This is a genomic window from Psychrobacter sp. TS_SC_6 (assembly GCF_056156305.1).
The window spans coordinates 1,186,597-1,204,188 of sequence record NZ_CM149590.1 but is presented as its reverse complement, the minus strand read 5'-3'; the positions used below and the strand labels follow the sequence as shown (position 1 = coordinate 1,204,188).

The following is a 17,592-nucleotide window of genomic DNA, read 5'->3' as shown; positions in this document are numbered from 1 at the left end:
TTTTAACCATCTTTTGTACATCAGATAAACGGTATAGAAGCTGCAAGCCCTATATAAATGGCAATCTCACTCAGTTGCTGAGTAGCCCCTAAACCATCACCCGTATAGCCATCCAAACGCCTGCGTAATAAACGGCGCATATAGTCCGTTGCAACTATGCCGAGCAATAAAGCCAATAGCCATTGCCATATACCTATCTGCTGCATGGTATTTGGCAGTAGCCCTATCAGTAAAATAATAGCCAATAGTAGCCAACCACTGCTATATATAGCTTGTAATGGTGTCAGCTGCTGTGCCATCGGTTTTGCTTTGGCATGCTCAATTTCACCACCATAAGGCAATAGCGTCAGTAAGCTAATACAAAGTAAACGTGACGCCGTATGCCCAATAATGAGTGCAACGATAGCAACGGGTGTTGGCATCGCAGTAAGTAAGCTAATTTTAAGCAATAGCGCTAAGACCAAACCTAATACGCCATAAGTGCCTAAGCGCGAGTCTTTCATAATCTCTAAAGTGTGCTCGCGAGTGAGTCCGCCACCTAGCCCATCGCAACTATCGGCAAGTCCATCTTCATGAAAAGCCCCTGTTAAATTGATACCAAAAGCCGTACTTATCACTGCCGCAACTAGTGGTATGAATAAGAGACTGCTAAGCCAAAACACGCCAGCACAAAGCAAACCTATCAATAAGCCTACCGCTGGAAAATAACGGCTGCTTTGGTGCAGCCACTGCGGATCATAATGGCTAAAAGACGGGACAGATATACGTGTTAGAAACTGAACAGCAACCAATATCAATCGGGCTTCATAACGAAGTCGCTGCAATACAGACAGCTTTGAGGATGAGCTTGGTATCACTTGCTTTGCTCACTGATACCAGCATCACTAAAGCTTGCCATCTCATTGATAATGGCGCAAGCGGATTGTAATAGTGGATACGCTAATGCCGCACCACTGCCCTCGCCTAAGCGCATACCCATATTGAGTAATGGCTTAGCATTCAGCAGTTTTAATAAATGCGCGTGCCCTGGTTCAACTGAGTGATGTGCAAAGATAGCATATTGAGCAACGCCCGGCGCTAAGCGCTCGGCGACAAGCAAGGCGACACTAGCAATAAAGCCATCAATTAATAAAATACGACGCTCACTGCTGGCCTGAATAAGCGCCCCTGCCATCATAGCAACCTCAAGCCCGCCTAATGCAGCAAGCACATCGAACGGTGATTGCGCTTCACGGTGACGCTCTAAAACTTGCGTTAAAATAGTCGCCTTGTGCTGTAATCCCGCATCATCAAGACCAGTGCCACGACCGATACAGTCGGCAATGCACAAGTCGCCCAATCTCGCCAGCAAAAGACTTGCCGCTGACGTATTACCGATGCCCATTTCACCAACAATCAATAGATTGCCTCCCATGTCCTTAACCACGCTCATACCACTCTCTAATGCAGCCAAGCATTCTGCTTGTGTCATCGCAGGTTCTGTCAGCGCGTCGCGGCTACCATGTCGAATTTTATAATCTAGCAGTTGCGGATGGTCTTTAAAAGGAGAATTGCCAAAATCCGCGTCTACCCCAGCATCGACTACTTTTAGCTCAATATCATGCTGACGTGCCAAGACATTGATGGCAGCGCCGCCTTGCAAAAAGTTATAAACCATCTGTGCAGTGACTGCACTAGGATACGCGGACGTGCCGTGCTTGGTTAAACCATGATCGGCGGCAAATACTCGAATTTGAGGTTGCTCAATCTTTGGCATAATTGTGCCTTGAATCATACCTAACTGTAGAGCGAGCATCTCTAAACGTCCAAGTGCGCCAATTGGTTTGATTTTCTGGTCAATGATTTGCTCTAGCTGCTGGCGTAGCGCATTATTTTCGATATTGGGAATTATCGGGGCATTAAATATGTTCAAAGGAAGCATCCTAAATCTGGTACATATCAAACAAAACCCACATACTAGCAAATTATCTCTGCTTTACCATGAATAAAATCAAATATGAGCCTAATAGATTTCCTAGCAACGTAGATTTACTATAGAATATGTCCCTTTAAAAATTCATATGACTATTGATGCTTCATAAAGTGCACGCTGCATGAGCCTCATAATTTGTCATAAGACATTAACAACTATATAGAGACAGTGATGATCGTATTTTGGCTGGTGCTGACCATTCTTTTTATTATTTTTGCCACCGCAAAACTTAAGTGGCATCCTTTTTTAGTATTGATACTATCTGCCTTTTTGGTCGCACTGTTTTACCAAGTACCGCTTAATACAGTTGCCAAAACTATCTCTGATGGCTTTGGGGGCATCTTAGGATATATCGGTCTGGTCATTGTCTTTGGTACTATTATTGGCTTAATACTTGAAAAAACGGGTGCCGCCATCGTAATGGCAGAAACGGTCATCAAAGTCTTGGGACCACGCTTCCCTACTTTGACAATGTCTATCGTAGGTGCCGTAGTATCTGTACCAGTGTTTTGTGATTCAGGCTATATTATTTTAAACTCGTTAAAAGAGTCTTTGGCTGAGCGCTTAAAAGTATCGAGCGTGGCGATGAGTATTGCTTTAGCAACTGGCTTATATGCCACTCATACCTTTGTACCACCGACACCCGGTCCAATTGCAGCAGCAGGAAACTTGGGACTTGAGTCAAATTTGGGCTTGGTCATCATGGTTGGTGTGGTTGTGACAGCCGTTGCCGTCCTTGCTGGTTGGCTGTGGTCCAATCGCTTTCTCAACGCCACGCCTGACAATGTCGATGCACTTGACGCGCCAGCTGCGACTGTGCCGGCTAATATGAAAACTCGTGACGAGTATAGCAAGCTACCGTCAGCGACCATGGCGTTTTTACCTATTATCGTGCCTATTGTCTTGATTTGCTTATCGTCTGTTGCTAATTTACCTAGTACGCCATTTGGTGCTGGCAGCCTCACAGATATCTTAGTATTTATAGGGAATCCACTAACCGCCCTACTGATTGGTTTATTCTTATCATTTTTACTCATCAATACTGAACAAAAAACACAGCAAATCAGCGACAGCATCTCTCAAGGCTTGGTGGTCGCAGCGCCTATTCTTTTAATCACTGGTGCTGGCGGCGCGTTTGGCGCTATGCTAAAGGTCACACCAATTGGCGATTATTTGGGTACGACCTTATCTGCCTTGGGGCTTGGTATTTTTATGCCATTTATCGTCTCTGCCGCACTAAAAACTGCGCAAGGCTCAACCACGGTTGCTTTGGTGACCACCTCTGCGATGGTCGCACCACTATTAGGTCAAATAGGTCTCGATAGTGAGCTTGGTCGCGTATTTTGTGTGATGGCAATTGGTGCAGGCGCGATGACTATCTCACACGCTAATGACAGTTTCTTTTGGATTGTTAGCCAGTTTAGTCGTATGAGTGTGGCACAGGCTTATAAAGCCCATTCTATGGCGACTGGTATTCAAGGCGTGACTAGCATCCTCTTTATTTGGTTATTAACCTTGGTATTTATCTAACATCTTAGCTAAATTGTTAAAAGTTAAGTTATTAAAAAAGAGATTCAAAAAAACATTTAAAGAGAAAGTCATGAAAATTTTAATCGCCCCTGACTCATTTAAAGAAAGTGTAGAGGCACTGGATGTTTGCCGCGCCATTCAATCCGGCTTCAGCCAAGTGTTTCCAGATGCTGACTATAAGCTATTGCCGATGGCAGATGGCGGTGAAGGGACTTCTGCAGTATTGTCTTACATATTAGGTGGCCGTTGGAAAGACGTGCGCGTCCATGATCCTTTAATGCGACCGATTAGCGCAAAATATTTATTATTGCCTGATGCAACTGCGGTCATCGAAGTTGCTCAAGCTTGTGGTTTACATCTCTTGACTGTGGCAGAGCGCAATCCAGTCATCGCTAGCAGCTATGGCGTTGGCGAGCTGATTGCAGACGCTTTAAGGGAAGGTGTCAAACGTATTATTATCGGCCTTGGTGGTAGTGCCACCAATGATGCAGGACTTGGCATGCTAACCGCACTTGGCATGAGGTTTCATGATAGTGATGACAATATGCTAGCCCAAGGCGGCGGCGCGCTTGCCAACTTGCAACGATTAGATGCGACAAGCTTCCATACTAGCGTGTTGGAGACAGTGTTTGAAGTAGCCTGTGATGTGACCAACCCTTTATGTGGTGAATTGGGTGCCAGCGCCATATTTGGTCCTCAAAAAGGCGCTAGCCTACAGCAAGTTAATGATTTGGACCAAGCGTTAAACCACTTTGCGAGTATATGCGAGCAGAATGGCTACCAAGATTATCAAGAGATAGCGGGTGCGGGCGCAGCAGGTGGTCTTGGCTATGCGTTAATGAGCTTTTGCCAAGCTGAGCTGAAATCAGGTTTTGATACAGTGGCAAAAGTTACCAACTTATCACAGCACATTGCTGATGCAGATTTGGTCATCACTGGTGAAGGCAAGCTTGACGCTCAGTCTGCCATGGGTAAAGTAGCTGGTGGCATTAGCCATATTGCCAAAGCCAGCCATACGCCAGTGATTGCGATTTGTGGCAGTGTTGATGGACTAAAACCGGCTCAGACCAGTCAGTTTGATGTCATCATGCCCAGTATCCAAAAGCTAGAGTCCATCGAGAACGTCTTTAAAAATGCTTATCATAATATTGAAATCACCGCCGCCAATATTGCTGCTGCGATAAAATTGGGTCAAAGTATCAAATAGGCCTTATAGGGCTACTTAAGATGCTCTCTTAGACGATGTTACAGCCATTTCTTTACCTCATTGAGGATGGTTTGCATCCTATTTGGTAGTACTTGCTGGCGGCGTATAGCAAGATACAGAGTTTCACTAACTGAGACTGGCAGCTGATGACATTTAAGCAGCTGCGGGTTTGGATACGCGGCAACTGCGTGCGCTGGTAACACGGTAAATCCAAGCCCCTTACTCACTGGCTCTAAAATCATACCTATCTGATTAGAAAAACCTTTTTTAATAAAGTCATTGATGTGTTCAAACTTAGGATAATTGGCGCTCAATAGCAAATTGGCATGATGTGCGCCATCAGGATGATCAATAAAGCCAAGCTCGGTAAGCGCTTCCCAGCTTGGCTCAATCGTCGAGACTGGTGTCACCAGTTGCAGCGCTTCTTGAGCCACCGGCTTGCAGCTGACCGTCTCATCATCTGAGATAGTTGTCATAAAACCTATATCAATCTCATGCTTGGAGATCGCCTGCTCTATATCTGTATTAGGGGCAAAACGGTAATCAATCACCAACTGTGGATGCTGCTCTTGTAGTTTTAACAGCTTAGGATAGAGCTTTAAACCAACACTTCCAGGCGACATAATTCGCACCAATCCCTCATAAGCCAAATCCTCACCAATACGCTGCTCTAAGCGTGATAAGCGCTGCAAGATATCCTGTGCCTCTCGATACAACTGCTCACCTGCATCGGTCAATGAAAACTGCTTACCTTGACGAATCAGCAAGTCAACATCCAACTGATTCTCAAGTTTACGTATATGCTGACTAACCCCTGACTGCGTCATATATAGACGCTCAGCAGTATGAGTAAAATGCCCAACTTCTACCAAAGTGCAAAAAGTACGTAGCCATATGATATTTATCATTACAATATATACTTATCTTTATAATAAATGATAATTTTACGTAATAGATATAACTTTGTAAACTGCTCCCATATCAAAAAGGAGTACAAACCATGGATAATGTTTATCCAAGAAGCTTTTCACATATTGGTCTTTCTGTGCCTGACCTCGATGCCGCCGTCAAATTTTATACCGAGGTGATGGGTTGGTATACCATCATGGAGCCGACCGAAATCACTGAAGATGACAGTGCTATTGGTGAGATGTGTACGGAAGTCTTTGGTGCAGGTTGGGGCAGCTTTCGTATCGCTCATTTATCGACTGGCGACCGTATTGGTGTAGAGATTTTTGAATTTAAAAATCAAGAAAATCCTGACAATAACTTTGAATACTGGAAAACAGGTATCTTTCATTTCTGTGTTCAAGATCCCAATGTGGAAGAGCTCGCCGAACGTATGGTTGCCGCAGGTGGTAAAAGACGGATGGAGAAACCTCGTTATTATTACCCTGGCGAAAAACCCTATCGCATGATTTATATGGAAGATCCGTTTGGTAATATCGTTGAGATATACAGCCATAGCTATGAGCTGATTTATAGTGAAGGCGCTTATTAAGAGTCATTAGTAGTATGTTTTTGAAAAATTATTGCTTTAAAACATTAAATAGCGCTCTTATCATATAAGGGGGCTATTTTTATGTGGGCTATATCAGTATTACTGACTTCTTGCTTAACCAATTAAGCATGCTACTATTTGGGTTATTATTTAATCAGCTTTTGCGCTAATTTTAAATACCTCTATTATCAAGGACGATAAATGACCCAATTTAACCCTATTCAATCAGTGACTCCCTCGACGAATACCAATGAGCTATTAGTTATTAGAGAAAACTTAGGTAGCGTTGTGACGTTGAGACTCAACAGCCCCAAACAATTTAATGCGTTATCGGTTGAATTGTTAGCTGCGATACAAGCGGAGCTGGACAGCATTGCGAATGACACAACTATACAAGTGCTAGTGATTGCCGCAAATGGCAAGGCATTTTGTGCTGGACATAATCTAAAAGAGATGCGTGCCAATCCAGATGAAACATTTCAGCGTACCTTATTTGAGCAATGTAGTCAGATGATGCTCACCATCAATCAAATGCCACAAGTGGTGATAGCTAAGGTACAGGGCATCGCCACTGCTGCTGGCTGTCAACTGGTCGCAGCCTGTGACTTAGCCGTCGCCTCAGACAATGTCAAATTTGCCACCTCTGGTATCAACGTAGGGCTTTTTTGTTCTACCCCAGCCGTCGCCGTCAGTCGCAACCTATCTCGTAAGCAGGCATTTGAGATGCTGATTACCGGTGAGTTTATCGATGCCCATACGGCACTACAGCAAGGATTGATCAATCGCGTAGCAAGCGCTGAGCAATTAGACCAGACGCTACAATCTCTGATAGACGCCATTACCGCCAAATCCTCAGTCGCGCTAACCACTGGCAAAACCATGTTTTACAAACAACTAGATATGGAATTGGCAGAGGCTTATGAGTATGCCAGCGAGGTAATGAGCTGTAATATGATGGCGGATGATGTGAGTGAAGGGATTGACGCCTTTATCGAAAAGCGTCCTGCCGTATGGACAGGACGATAAGAGCGATATAATGATTTTATAATACAAAATGTCTCTGGTTGCTTTGGCAGCGCCACTTTTTTAAATAACAAAGGCGTTTTTTAATAAGAAATGGCAATAATTAAGATTACTCAGCTAATAATTTGGCAAGCATCTTATTTATCTCACTTTTGAATGCTTTATCGTCGAGCTTACTGGCAGTTATTTTAGCACTCTGTAAGCTTTGAATCGCTGCCTCTGTCTGTCCAAGCTCGTTCTGTAATTCAGCCATTGAAAAGGCAATCGATGATAAATGCTCTTTTGATTGAATCACTGCTGCTTTATCGAAGGCCTTCTGGTAAATAACTAGTGCCTCATCCAAATCTTCCGTAAAATCTGCCAATGTCTCCCACTGCTCAGGGTGATCCTTATTGCCTTTCTCATTTTCAATGCACAAGTCTTTCAGCTGTACATACAGCGTATCAAATGTTTTTTTATCATTGGCACTGTCCGCTTCTAATAGCTTTTCTGCCAACACATAAATTGAGTGATAGATTTTATTGTTAATCATTTTTTTATAACCCTTTTTGCTGCTCATCAGATAACTGTCGATACTGTCAATGAGGTTAATTATAGACTACTTGCATACGTTACTCATCAGAAAGGGCATGATAGTCATATCACGCCCTCTCATCATTATTCAGTTTTAAGCAGCAGGTACTGCTATTTACTCAGCAGCGATAGCAGTAATCTCAACCAATAGCTCAGGACGTGCCAAGGCAGATTCACCGCAAGCACGAGCTGGTGGTTGTACGCCTTCAAACCACTTGTCCCATACTTCATTCATTGCCGCAAAATCCGACATACTCTTCACCCAGACAGTCGCCATTAGCAGCTTTGATTTGTCACTACCGACTTCTTGTAACAAGCTTTCGATCTTCTCTAGGCAAGTTAAGGTTTGGGCTTTGATATCATCTTCAGCGTTACCCACTTGACCACATAGATAGACAGTTTTGTTGTGCACCACAATCTTACTCATGCGCTCACTACTATGAAGCTTTTTCATTATTTTTTACCCTTATAAATGTGTATGTATAGGCTATATGCGTTACTTAGAAAAACGTTCAGCGCTAAATGGCTTGATATCGACCAATAGCGGTTTTTCATGAATCATCTCTTCAACGAGACGACCGGTCATCGGTCCTAATGTGAAACCTTGATGACTGTGACCAAAGGCAAACCACAATTTATCGTGCTTAGGCGCAGGACCTATGACTGGCTTCATATCTGGCATACAAGGACGTGATCCTGCCCATGCTTCGCTCTCAACCGCATCTTCTAATGGCAGGATTTTTCGCGCCAGTTTAAGCACGGTTTTTAACTGTCCAAAATTCTTTGGCGCATTCATAGTGGTCATCTCAGCACCAGTGGTAATACGGATACCTTGTTGCATCGGCCCCATAACAAAACCTTTATCCATATCAAACATACTATGATGGATGGTGTTCTTTTCGTTGACTTTAAAATGCTGATGATAGCCACGCATCGGGAATAATGGTAAGTCATAACCAAGCGGCTTGATGAGATCATTAGACCAAGGTCCTGCTGCGATGACTAATTTATCACTATAGAAAGTCTCGGTATCAGTGACAATCTTCCAGCCGCCATCTTCTTGTACAATTTCTTGAACGCCAGTTTCTTTGATAGTGCCGCCCATTTCTTGGAAATTTCTTGCATAGGCTTTAACCAGAAAGCTTGGGTTTGAAACCTGCCAAGAATTCAACCAATGAATTGCGCCGACGAACTCGTCAAAATTGGCGCTAGGCTCCATGACTCTTAATTCTTCAACTGTCAATACATTATGTTCAACACCTTGATTACGCGCATCGATAGCTAGCGCGATGGCTTCTTTAAAAGTTTCTTCAGAGCGATGTAATTGCAACCAACCATCGCGGGTGATCAGCTCATCTGCACCAGAGGCGCTAATCATGGTTTGATGTTCGCTTGTGCAATGCTCAATCAGTGTTTGCCACTCGCCTTCGATTTTTTTAACTGAGGCAGGTGTAGAGTATTTCCAGTATTGCAACAGCGCTTGATGATAACGAAGAATAGCTGGTATGCGATAGCGGATATCAGTACCTTGGTTTGGCAATACACGTATCATCTCAGTCAGCTGGCGCGGAAACGGATGCGTATGAATCGCCTCACGCTGAATTAAGCCAGCATTGCCGTATGAAGTTTCTGAGCCCGGTAGCTTTTTGTCTATAAGCAAGACTTCAGAATTGTTTTTTTGTAGATGCCAAGCAACCGAGGTGCCAACCATACCTGCACCGATAACGATAACTTCATGACGCATAACATATCCCTTTTTATGGCTTTGATACAGAGTGTTTAATAGATGAATATAATGGGTAAGGTGGTCATAGTAACGCATTGAAAGATATTTTAAACCCTTATCTGTTAAATATTTTTACGAATAAACACTTTTGGTTATATCTTTTTATACAAGGTATTTTTGATAGGAATAGTGACAACCTAATAAAAAACAAAAGTCATTTTTTAAGCTATTTTCCAACGTTTAGAGCATTTTTTATCACCACCAAACTGGATCAGCACTCTCTTCTAAAGGCTGTTTGACCGTTAGTACTGTTATCTTATCAGCAGGTACTTCAGCGATAAACCGTGACACTTTATCAAAATAGCCTGAATAGCTCGAAAAATAATCGGGCGCAGTTAAGAACAGTCTGCTTTTTGCACGACTACAAGCAACATAAAACAGCTTACGCTCCTCTTCTAATTCCTCAAAATCGCTTAGTGAGCGGTAATGCGGTGTTATACCATCTACTAAAGAGTTAACAAATACCACTGGCCATTCAAGTCCTTTGGCACTATGAATGGTCGAAATGGTCACTTTGTCCCTGTTTTTGTCGATACCTTCTTCGCCTTTTTCAGGCGCGCCTGCGGTAGCAACCGAATCATTAGGTGGATCAAGTGCCAGATTTTCTAAAAATTTATCTAGGCTATCATGCTCTAACGCTAGATTTTTGAGCACACGGAAGTCTTCGCTACGCTCACGCCAATTGTCTTCATTGATTTTTAAAACGGGCAGGTAAAAATCTAGAATTAGCTCGATAATAGCTTCAACTGATTCTGCTTGACTGGCTTGACTTAGCATTTTATACAGTGGCTCAAGTTGCGTGCTTTTTTTGGCAAACTTTGTTGTTAATAACGGCTCAAAAGAGCTATTGTCAGCATTAATCGCTTGGGTCAAGCGCGTCGCCGTTACCGCCCCCACGCCTTTAAATAAGGTCAAAATACGGTGCCATGCAATGGTATCATTGGGGTTATAAAGTATCTTAACAAACGCTAAGACGTCTTTAATGTGGCGTCGTTCAATAAAACGAATCCCACCCACCACGATAAACGGAATATTACGTTCCATAAATTCTAGCTGGACGTAGTTGGATTGAAAGGAGGTTCGGCACAATACCGCAAAGTCTTGATAATCATAATCTGATTTTAATTCGATAATTCTATCAGCAATATACTTTGCTTCTTTGCTTTCATCGCTAAGTCGACGAAATATTGGTTTTACGCCTTCTATAGAAACGCCCGAGTACAGCTTTTTTTGATAGCCTAGCGTAATTTGTGCGGATAAGGCATTGATATAGTCAAGCACTGCTGGCGTACTACGATAATTTTGCTCAAGCTTAATTAACTTTGCCTCAGGATAGCTCTCGCCAAACAATAAGATATTTTCATAATTGGCGCCGCGAAAGGCATAAATACTTTGGTTGTCATCACCGACCACCATCAGCGATACTGATGCAGGCGCACAGATGAGGTCAATCAGCTCTTTTTGCGGAATATTGGTGTCTTGATATTCATCCACCATGACATAACGATATTGCTTTTGTAGCAGTTGGCGAAAGGTATCATTATGTTTTAAATGACGCACCACTTGGCTAATGATGTCATCAAAATCATATAAATGGTTGGCGCGCTTATACTCATGAAAATCAACGGCTAGCTGCTCAATAATGGGAATATGAACAGCGATATCAGGATAACTGTTTTCGATTAAATCGCGAATATGAATACGGCGATTTCTAGAGGTTGAAAAGATATTTTGTAACGTTTTTTTGCGCGGAAATGCTTGATTGGTTATTTTGGTCGGATACTTTTTTTCCTTATGAATGAGATCGATGGCGTCTTCACTGTCACCTGTATCTAGAATGGTAAATCTCGGATTGATACCAAGCAGACCTGAATATTGGCGTAATAGCATATTACAAAAAGAGTGAAAAGTGCCACTGGTAATATCATTCAGCGCTTTATTCTTTGGCAATTTATCTTCTACCAAATCCTCATTTAATCTTTGAGCAAAAGATGGTGTACTTGCTAGTAAAGCTCTAGCACGACCTTTGATTTCGTTGGCTGCTTTACGAGTAAAGGTTAATAGTAAAATCTCTTTTGGCGACACGCCATTTTCTATCAAATAACTGGTTCTATAGGTCAAAGTCTTGGTTTTACCAGAACCGGCACCAGCAATCACCAACACCTTGCCCTCAATAGTCGTTGCGGCCAATAGCTGATTGGCATTAAGCTCACTGGCATAATCTACTTGCAACCCTAAATGACTGGCAAGCCTTTGCTCTAATACCTCAGCATCCGCATTTATCAGATTCACTTCGAGCTTCTTAATTGCCTGCTCAAGCCGCGTAATCTTAGGTTTCATTTCAATGAAATTTTGCGGATAATTATAATGGTAGGTAGCAAAAATGGTCGTGGTCATTATAGGATATTACCTTTGATATAGTTTGGCGTGCCATTCATTATAAAGTAAGATGATGATTTTAGGGGCTGTCTTAGCATTGGTAGATGGCATTGGTAGATGGCAACCATACACTCATTGACTATAACTAAGCCGACTGCTTAAATGATTTATCCCTAGGAGAATATCATGACTGAAAAAACCGAAGAAAACGCTGCTACTCACAAGCGCAAATTAATTGATAAATTTTTGATAAAATTGACCAAAGAAGAACCGCAGATGTATTACGCCACGACATCTGAGATTGCACGCAGTCTTTATAGCATGTTAAAAGAGCATACCAATCGCTTAACCGTTGAGGAACAAGCGCTTATCAGACATATGACTATTGAAGAGATACAAGGGCTATTAGGCTTTCATGCTAAATGAGAAAATAAGATTCTTATGACTGCACAAAAAAAGACTGTCCTATAGGCAGTCTTTTTTATTAACACTTGGATTCAACATTCAATTAGAGCTTTAATAATCAATGCTTAAAAAGGATAATCGCGCGGCGTATGCTGCACTGAAATCCAATGCAAGGTAGTAAACTCTTCTAATATCCACTCACCATTAAAGCGTCCGATACCTGAGTTTTTCTCGCCACCAAATGGCGCGTTGCTTTCGTCATTCACTGAGATATCATTTATATGGGTCATGCCAGCTTTGATACCACGAGCAAAGCGCAAGCCTTTTGCCATATCTTGAGTAAATACCGCACTCGATAAGCCATACATAGAGTCATTAGCAATCGAAAGCGCATCGTCTTCATCTTTGGCACGAATAATACCAACCAAAGGACCGAATACTTCGTTGCAAGACAAATCCATCTCACGTGTGACGTCGCTAAAGACGTGTGGTGGCACCACTTGACCTTTTATCTCACCACTTAATAGCATTTTTGCGCCTTCATCTTGCGCTTTAGCGATTTTTTCTTTTAGCGACTCGACTTGTTTTCTATTGATAATCGGACCGACTGCCGTATCAATTTTACTAGGATCGCCAACATTCAAGGTCTTAACGTGTGCCACAAAACGCGTAACGAAATCGTCATAAATCTCATCTTCGACAATGATACGGTTAATCGCAATACAGATCTGACCTTGATGTAAGAATTTACCAAAGGCAGCGGCTTTTACGGCTTGCTCAATATCAGCATCTTTTAGCACGACAAACGGGCTATTACCACCGAGCTCTAGCGCCACTTGCTTGATATAGTCGCCGCCATTTGCCAACTCACCGATATGCTTACCCACAGAGGTCGAACCGGTAAATGAAACCAAACTCGGAACATGATGGGTGACCATTGCATCGCCTATCTCGCTTCCGCTACCAACGACAACGTTTAACAATCCTTTTGGTAAACCCGCTTCTTCGAATATTTTTGCAAGCAGCAACCCACCGGTAATCGGTGTATCACTAGCGGGCTTCAACACTACTGCATTTCCCAATGCCAATGCTGGCGCAATAGAGCGCTGGGTTAGATGTAGTGGGAAGTTCCATGGGCTAATCACAGCAATCACACCCATCGGTTCACGATAGATAAAGTTTTCTTTACCCGGTGTGTTCGACGGGCGAATCTCACCATGGACACGATTGGGAAAGCTTGCGGCTTCAAGGGTAATCGCCCGCGCACTGCTAAACTCGACCATCGCCTTAATACGGGTACTGCCCGACTCTTTGATTAGCCAATCAACAATCTCATCTTGACGCTGATCAAAAATACTAACTACTTTATAAAGGATAGCAGCACGATCGTTCGGAGTTCGCTTTGCCCACTGCTTTTGAGCCTCACTCGCCGCTTGATAAGCTTCATCCAGCTGTTTATCCGTTGCTTGTTGAATTTCTACTAACGTCTCACCGTTAAAAGGGTTGGTATTGGTATTGATACTATCGTCATCACCCTTTTTCCATTCGCCTGATATATATTGAAAATGAAAATCCGTATAAACATTTACCTGCGTATTTTTAGTTACTGTTGACATAATTGTTCCTATTTTTTTATTTAATAATATTATTAGAGTGTGGCTATAACGTATCATGGCCGCCTATTAGGTTCCGTAACACGTTTAATAAGCAATAACAGCATACGATAACAAACGTAACTTGCTAGACGACTGGTCTAATGCTAACATAAACCCTATAAAAATTAGAATCTTTTAAATCTCTTGTTTGTTGAACAAACGTAACTTGCCAATTGATACTTATAAATTTGTTAAATTATCTTAAATATTAGTCTCTCTGAGGAGAACATAAGTCACATGTCTATACCCAATGCTATAAAACATACTCAACTAGACAGTTCGCTATCTGATGTCGCATTATCAAACACCAGAGACCATCTGTTAACGACGGGATATAAGCTCATCGCACAAAAAGGCTTTACCGCAGTTGGCATTAAACAAATATTAGATACGGCAGGCGTGCCCAAAGGCTCTTTTTATCATTATTTTGCGTCAAAAGAAGCCTTTGGTGAGGCGATTATCAGCCACTACTTTACCCAGTATAAGCAGCGCCTTGATACTATTGGTTCACAAGATGTTAGCGCCCAGCAGAAATTGTATGACTATTTTCAAAACTGGTATGACACGCAGCAAAGTGGCTGCGCTCATGAGAAATGTTTGGTGGTAAAGCTTAGCGCTGAAGTGTCAGATATGTCGGAGCCAATGCGTAAAGTCCTATATTCGGGCTATCAGCAAACGATTACATGGCTTGCAACCCAAATCAAATCAGGCTGGGCGGACGGTTCTGTGCCTCATCCTGCTAATGTAGCGGCTGAAAGTGTGGCAAAACGTTGGTACTTTGCCTGGCTTGGTGCCAGTTTAGTGACCAAAATTAGTCAAACGGATACCCCATTAGCAGAAGTGTGGCTGATGACTACTACTGCAATGGGTCGCTAATTTTTTCACTTTAGAGTCACTATTTTTATCCTTGTTTAACTTACCATGACCTAGTGTTGAACAAGGATATCTTATTAATAGTTTGTCTTAGGAAAAATATTAATCACTACTATTAAAGGTCCAACTGAATAATTCGATTGAATTAATATTGGCTAAAATGCTTATACGATAGTTTTGTAACTATTTACTATAATTACTAGACGACCGGTCTAATTAATATATAATGCGGACAGATGCAAATAATTTGCAGACTTTATTTTCAGTTTTTAAATCCCTTTTCATACTCAAAAAAGCATATTAGGAATCTTATGAATAACTTCCAATATTACAATCCCGTTCGTATCGTCTTTGGTGAAGGTCAAATCGAAAAGTTGGCTGAGCTTGTACCAACAGATGCCCGCGTACTGATTACCTATGGTGGCAGTTCAGCACAGCGTACAGGTACGTTAGATGAAGTTAAAACGGCATTAGCTGCCAGTGGCAATCGCGAAATATTCGAGTTTGGTGGTATTGAAGCCAATCCAGAATTTACGACGCTATTAAAAGCCGCTGATATGGTCAATGAGCACAATATTGACTTCTTATTAGCCGTTGGTGGTGGCTCTGTACTTGACGGCAGTAAGTTTGTCGCGCTCGTATCGTCATTGACTGAAGAAGACGGTACAGTATCACGCGATAAAGCATGGGATGCACTGACCAGTTATTGCAGAGATATCGATACAGCAGTGGATTTGGGCGCGGTATTAACCATTCCAGCGACTGGCTCTGAGATGAATTCAGGCGGCGTGATTAACTATAGTGAACGCCAAGCAAAACTGCCATTTGGTAATCCACTTGCCTTCCCTAAATTTTCAATTTTAGATCCAACCAAAACCATGACTTTACCTGAACGTCAAGTAATGAATGGTGTGGCTGATGCCTTTGTTCATGTGATGGAACAGTACCTGACCTATCCGGTCAATGCAAAAGTGCAAGATGCCTTTGCGGAGAGCTTATTAAAGATTCTAATTGAAGAAGGCGCAGCGGTAAAAGCTGATCCAGAGAATTTAGAGACCCGCAAAAACATCATGTGGACAGCAACCATGGCGCTAAATGGTTTGATTGGTACTGGGGTACCGCAAGATTGGACAACGCATATGATTGGTCATGAATTGACGTCATTGCATGCGATTGACCATGCCCGCACGCTGACCATCGTTTTGCCATCGGTACTGCGTGAGCTTAAAGACAGCAAAAAAGACAAATTGCTTCAATATGCACGTAACGTTTGGAATATTACCGCTGACAATAATGGTAATGAATTAAATAATGATGCCATCATTGAAGCTGCCATCAAGCAGACTGAAAACTTTTTCCGCGAGCTTGAACTGCCGGTCAGCCTAGCAGATGTCGAGTTAGATGCTGCTGCCATTGATCCTATTATCAAGCAATTAGAAGTGCATGGTATGGTGAAATTGGGTGAGCATGGTAAAAACGACTTGGCAGTATCACGTCGTATTCTAGAGCGTGCTGTTAGCAGTAACGCTTAGTCGTTTTATAAGTTAGCAACAAACAACGGTCACTCCGTTCAGTATTGAATGACCGTTACATTAAAGATAAATGAACTAATAAATAAAATAAGGTGCTTTATCATGAGCTTCAATGAACAACAAAATCAACAACAAAACCGTCAAATCAAACTTGCCAGCCGCCCACATGGTGCACCAACTGCCGATAATTTTGAATTGGCTACTGGCGAGATTCCAAAACCCAATCAAAGCGAGATGCTATTACGCACCGTATATCTATCGCTTGACCCATATATGCGCGGTCGTATGAGTGATGCCGCAAGCTACGCTGACCCACTAGAAATTGGCGATGTCATGTCAGGTGGAACGGTTGCCCAAGTTGTCGAGTCTAACATCGATAAATTTTCAGTTGGTGATTTGGTCGTATCGAACTCGGGCTGGCAGGACTATAGCCTCAGTGATGGCGAAGGCGTCCTAAAGCTCGATAAAAATATGGCAAACCCTTCTTATGGCTTGGGCGTACTTGGTATGCCCGGATTCACCGGCTACATGGGTTTGACTGATATCGGTAAACCAAAAAAGGGCGAAACCTTAGTCGTCGCGGCGGCAACGGGTCCTGTTGGCGCAACGGTTGGACAAGTCGGTAATCAATTAGGCTTACGTACTGTTGGCGTTGCTGGCGGTGCTGAGAAGTGTGCTTACGCGGTTGAAGAATTAGGATTTGATGTTTGTCTTGATCATAAAGCCGATGACTTTGCTGAACAACTAGCAATCGCTTGCCCAGATGGTATCGACATTTATTATGAAAATGTCGGTGGTAAGGTATTTGACGGCGTATTGCCATTATTGAATGCCCATGCACGTATTCCAGTATGTGGCTTGGTATCACAGTATAACGCCACTGAATTGCCGGACGGAAAAGACCGTTTGAGTGTCCTGATGGGTAATATTCTAAGTAAACGTCTAACCATCAAAGGCTTTATTATCTTTGAAGAATACGGCGATCATTTCCCAGAATTTTTAGCTACGATGAGCAAATGGATTGAATCAGGGGATGTTAAAACCAAAGAGCATCAAGTCGATGGTTTAGCACAAGCCCCACAAGCTTTCTTTGACATGCTTGACGGTAAGAACTTTGGTAAAACAGTGATTAAAGTGGCTGACGTTCAATAGCTGA

At 42.5% G+C, this 17,592-nt stretch carries 16 protein-coding genes; 8 read left to right on the top strand and 8 right to left on the bottom strand.

Annotation, left to right across the window (positions count from 1 at the left end):
- Window positions 1-20: 20 nt before the first annotated feature.
- Together AC0J5Y_RS05215 and cobT are read right to left on the bottom strand one after the other, a co-directional pair.
- Window positions 21-857: an adenosylcobinamide-GDP ribazoletransferase gene (locus AC0J5Y_RS05215; protein ID WP_475131847.1), complete on the bottom strand. Its 837-nt coding sequence runs from the start codon at window positions 855-857 to the stop codon at window positions 21-23.
- Window positions 854-1,921, bottom strand: coding sequence for a nicotinate-nucleotide--dimethylbenzimidazole phosphoribosyltransferase (cobT, locus tag AC0J5Y_RS05210; RefSeq protein ID WP_475131846.1), 1,068 nt, complete (start codon window positions 1,919-1,921; stop codon window positions 854-856). The genes AC0J5Y_RS05215 and cobT overlap by 4 nt, the downstream gene beginning before the upstream one ends.
- A 222-nt stretch (window positions 1,922-2,143) precedes the next feature.
- On the opposite strand from cobT, the gene AC0J5Y_RS05205 reads away from it, so the two are divergent.
- A complete protein-coding gene (locus tag AC0J5Y_RS05205; RefSeq protein ID WP_475131845.1) occupies window positions 2,144-3,502 on the top strand; it encodes a GntP family permease in 1,359 nt (452 codons plus the stop codon).
- Window positions 3,503-3,572: 70 nt separating this feature from the next.
- Window positions 3,573-4,709: a glycerate kinase gene (locus AC0J5Y_RS05200; RefSeq protein WP_475131843.1), complete on the top strand. Its 1,137-nt coding sequence runs from the start codon at window positions 3,573-3,575 to the stop codon at window positions 4,707-4,709.
- 38 nt (window positions 4,710-4,747) lie between these two features.
- Here the strand turns inward: AC0J5Y_RS05200 and AC0J5Y_RS05195 are convergent, their stop codons facing one another.
- Entirely contained in the window at window positions 4,748-5,617 is an 870-nt protein-coding gene (locus tag AC0J5Y_RS05195; RefSeq protein WP_475131842.1) for a LysR family transcriptional regulator, read from the bottom strand.
- 92 nt (window positions 5,618-5,709) lie between these two features.
- On the opposite strand from AC0J5Y_RS05195, the gene AC0J5Y_RS05190 reads away from it, so the two are divergent.
- Together AC0J5Y_RS05190 and AC0J5Y_RS05185 are read left to right on the top strand one after the other, a co-directional pair.
- Window positions 5,710-6,210: a lactoylglutathione lyase family protein gene (locus AC0J5Y_RS05190; RefSeq protein WP_475131841.1), complete on the top strand. Its 501-nt coding sequence runs from the start codon at window positions 5,710-5,712 to the stop codon at window positions 6,208-6,210.
- Window positions 6,211-6,411: 201 nt separating this feature from the next.
- Window positions 6,412-7,236 carry an enoyl-CoA hydratase gene (locus AC0J5Y_RS05185; protein ID WP_475131840.1) on the top strand — a complete coding sequence of 275 codons (825 nt, stop codon included), beginning with the start codon at window positions 6,412-6,414 and terminating at the stop codon, window positions 7,234-7,236.
- 106 nt (window positions 7,237-7,342) lie between these two features.
- Here AC0J5Y_RS05185 and AC0J5Y_RS05180 read toward each other — a convergent pair whose 3' ends face one another.
- From AC0J5Y_RS05180 to AC0J5Y_RS05165, 4 genes are all read right to left on the bottom strand, one after another.
- Window positions 7,343-7,765: a tetratricopeptide repeat protein gene (locus tag AC0J5Y_RS05180; RefSeq protein ID WP_475131839.1), complete on the bottom strand. Its 423-nt coding sequence runs from the start codon at window positions 7,763-7,765 to the stop codon at window positions 7,343-7,345.
- A 156-nt stretch (window positions 7,766-7,921) separates the two neighbouring features.
- Window positions 7,922-8,260 (bottom strand): RidA family protein, encoded by a 339-nt coding sequence (locus AC0J5Y_RS05175; protein ID WP_181210205.1) that lies wholly within the window; start codon window positions 8,258-8,260, stop codon window positions 7,922-7,924.
- Window positions 8,261-8,302: 42 nt separating this feature from the next.
- On the bottom strand, window positions 8,303-9,550 hold the full coding sequence (locus tag AC0J5Y_RS05170; protein WP_475131838.1) for an NAD(P)/FAD-dependent oxidoreductase: 1,248 nt from the start codon (window positions 9,548-9,550) through the stop codon (window positions 8,303-8,305).
- 237 nt (window positions 9,551-9,787) lie between these two features.
- A complete protein-coding gene (locus AC0J5Y_RS05165) occupies window positions 9,788-11,989 on the bottom strand; it encodes an ATP-dependent helicase (protein WP_475131837.1) in 2,202 nt (733 codons plus the stop codon).
- A gap of 168 nt (window positions 11,990-12,157) precedes the next feature.
- On the opposite strand from AC0J5Y_RS05165, the gene AC0J5Y_RS05160 reads away from it, so the two are divergent.
- On the top strand, window positions 12,158-12,397 hold the full coding sequence (locus AC0J5Y_RS05160) for a hypothetical protein (protein ID WP_011513355.1): 240 nt from the start codon (window positions 12,158-12,160) through the stop codon (window positions 12,395-12,397).
- 104 nt (window positions 12,398-12,501) lie between these two features.
- Here AC0J5Y_RS05160 and AC0J5Y_RS05155 read toward each other — a convergent pair whose 3' ends face one another.
- A complete protein-coding gene (locus AC0J5Y_RS05155; protein WP_475131836.1) occupies window positions 12,502-13,992 on the bottom strand; it encodes an aldehyde dehydrogenase family protein in 1,491 nt (496 codons plus the stop codon).
- Between the two features lie 276 nt (window positions 13,993-14,268).
- Here AC0J5Y_RS05155 and AC0J5Y_RS05150 point away from each other — a divergent pair, with 276 nt between their 5' ends.
- From AC0J5Y_RS05150 to AC0J5Y_RS05140, 3 genes are all read left to right on the top strand, one after another.
- A complete protein-coding gene (locus tag AC0J5Y_RS05150) occupies window positions 14,269-14,907 on the top strand; it encodes a TetR/AcrR family transcriptional regulator (RefSeq protein WP_475131835.1) in 639 nt (212 codons plus the stop codon).
- A 308-nt stretch (window positions 14,908-15,215) separates the two neighbouring features.
- Window positions 15,216-16,436 carry an iron-containing alcohol dehydrogenase gene (locus AC0J5Y_RS05145; RefSeq protein WP_475131833.1) on the top strand — a complete coding sequence of 407 codons (1,221 nt, stop codon included), beginning with the start codon at window positions 15,216-15,218 and terminating at the stop codon, window positions 16,434-16,436.
- 102 nt (window positions 16,437-16,538) lie between these two features.
- Complete coding sequence (locus AC0J5Y_RS05140; protein WP_475131832.1) at window positions 16,539-17,588, top strand: NADP-dependent oxidoreductase; 1,050 nt, start codon at window positions 16,539-16,541, stop codon at window positions 17,586-17,588.
- Window positions 17,589-17,592 lie beyond the last annotated feature (4 nt).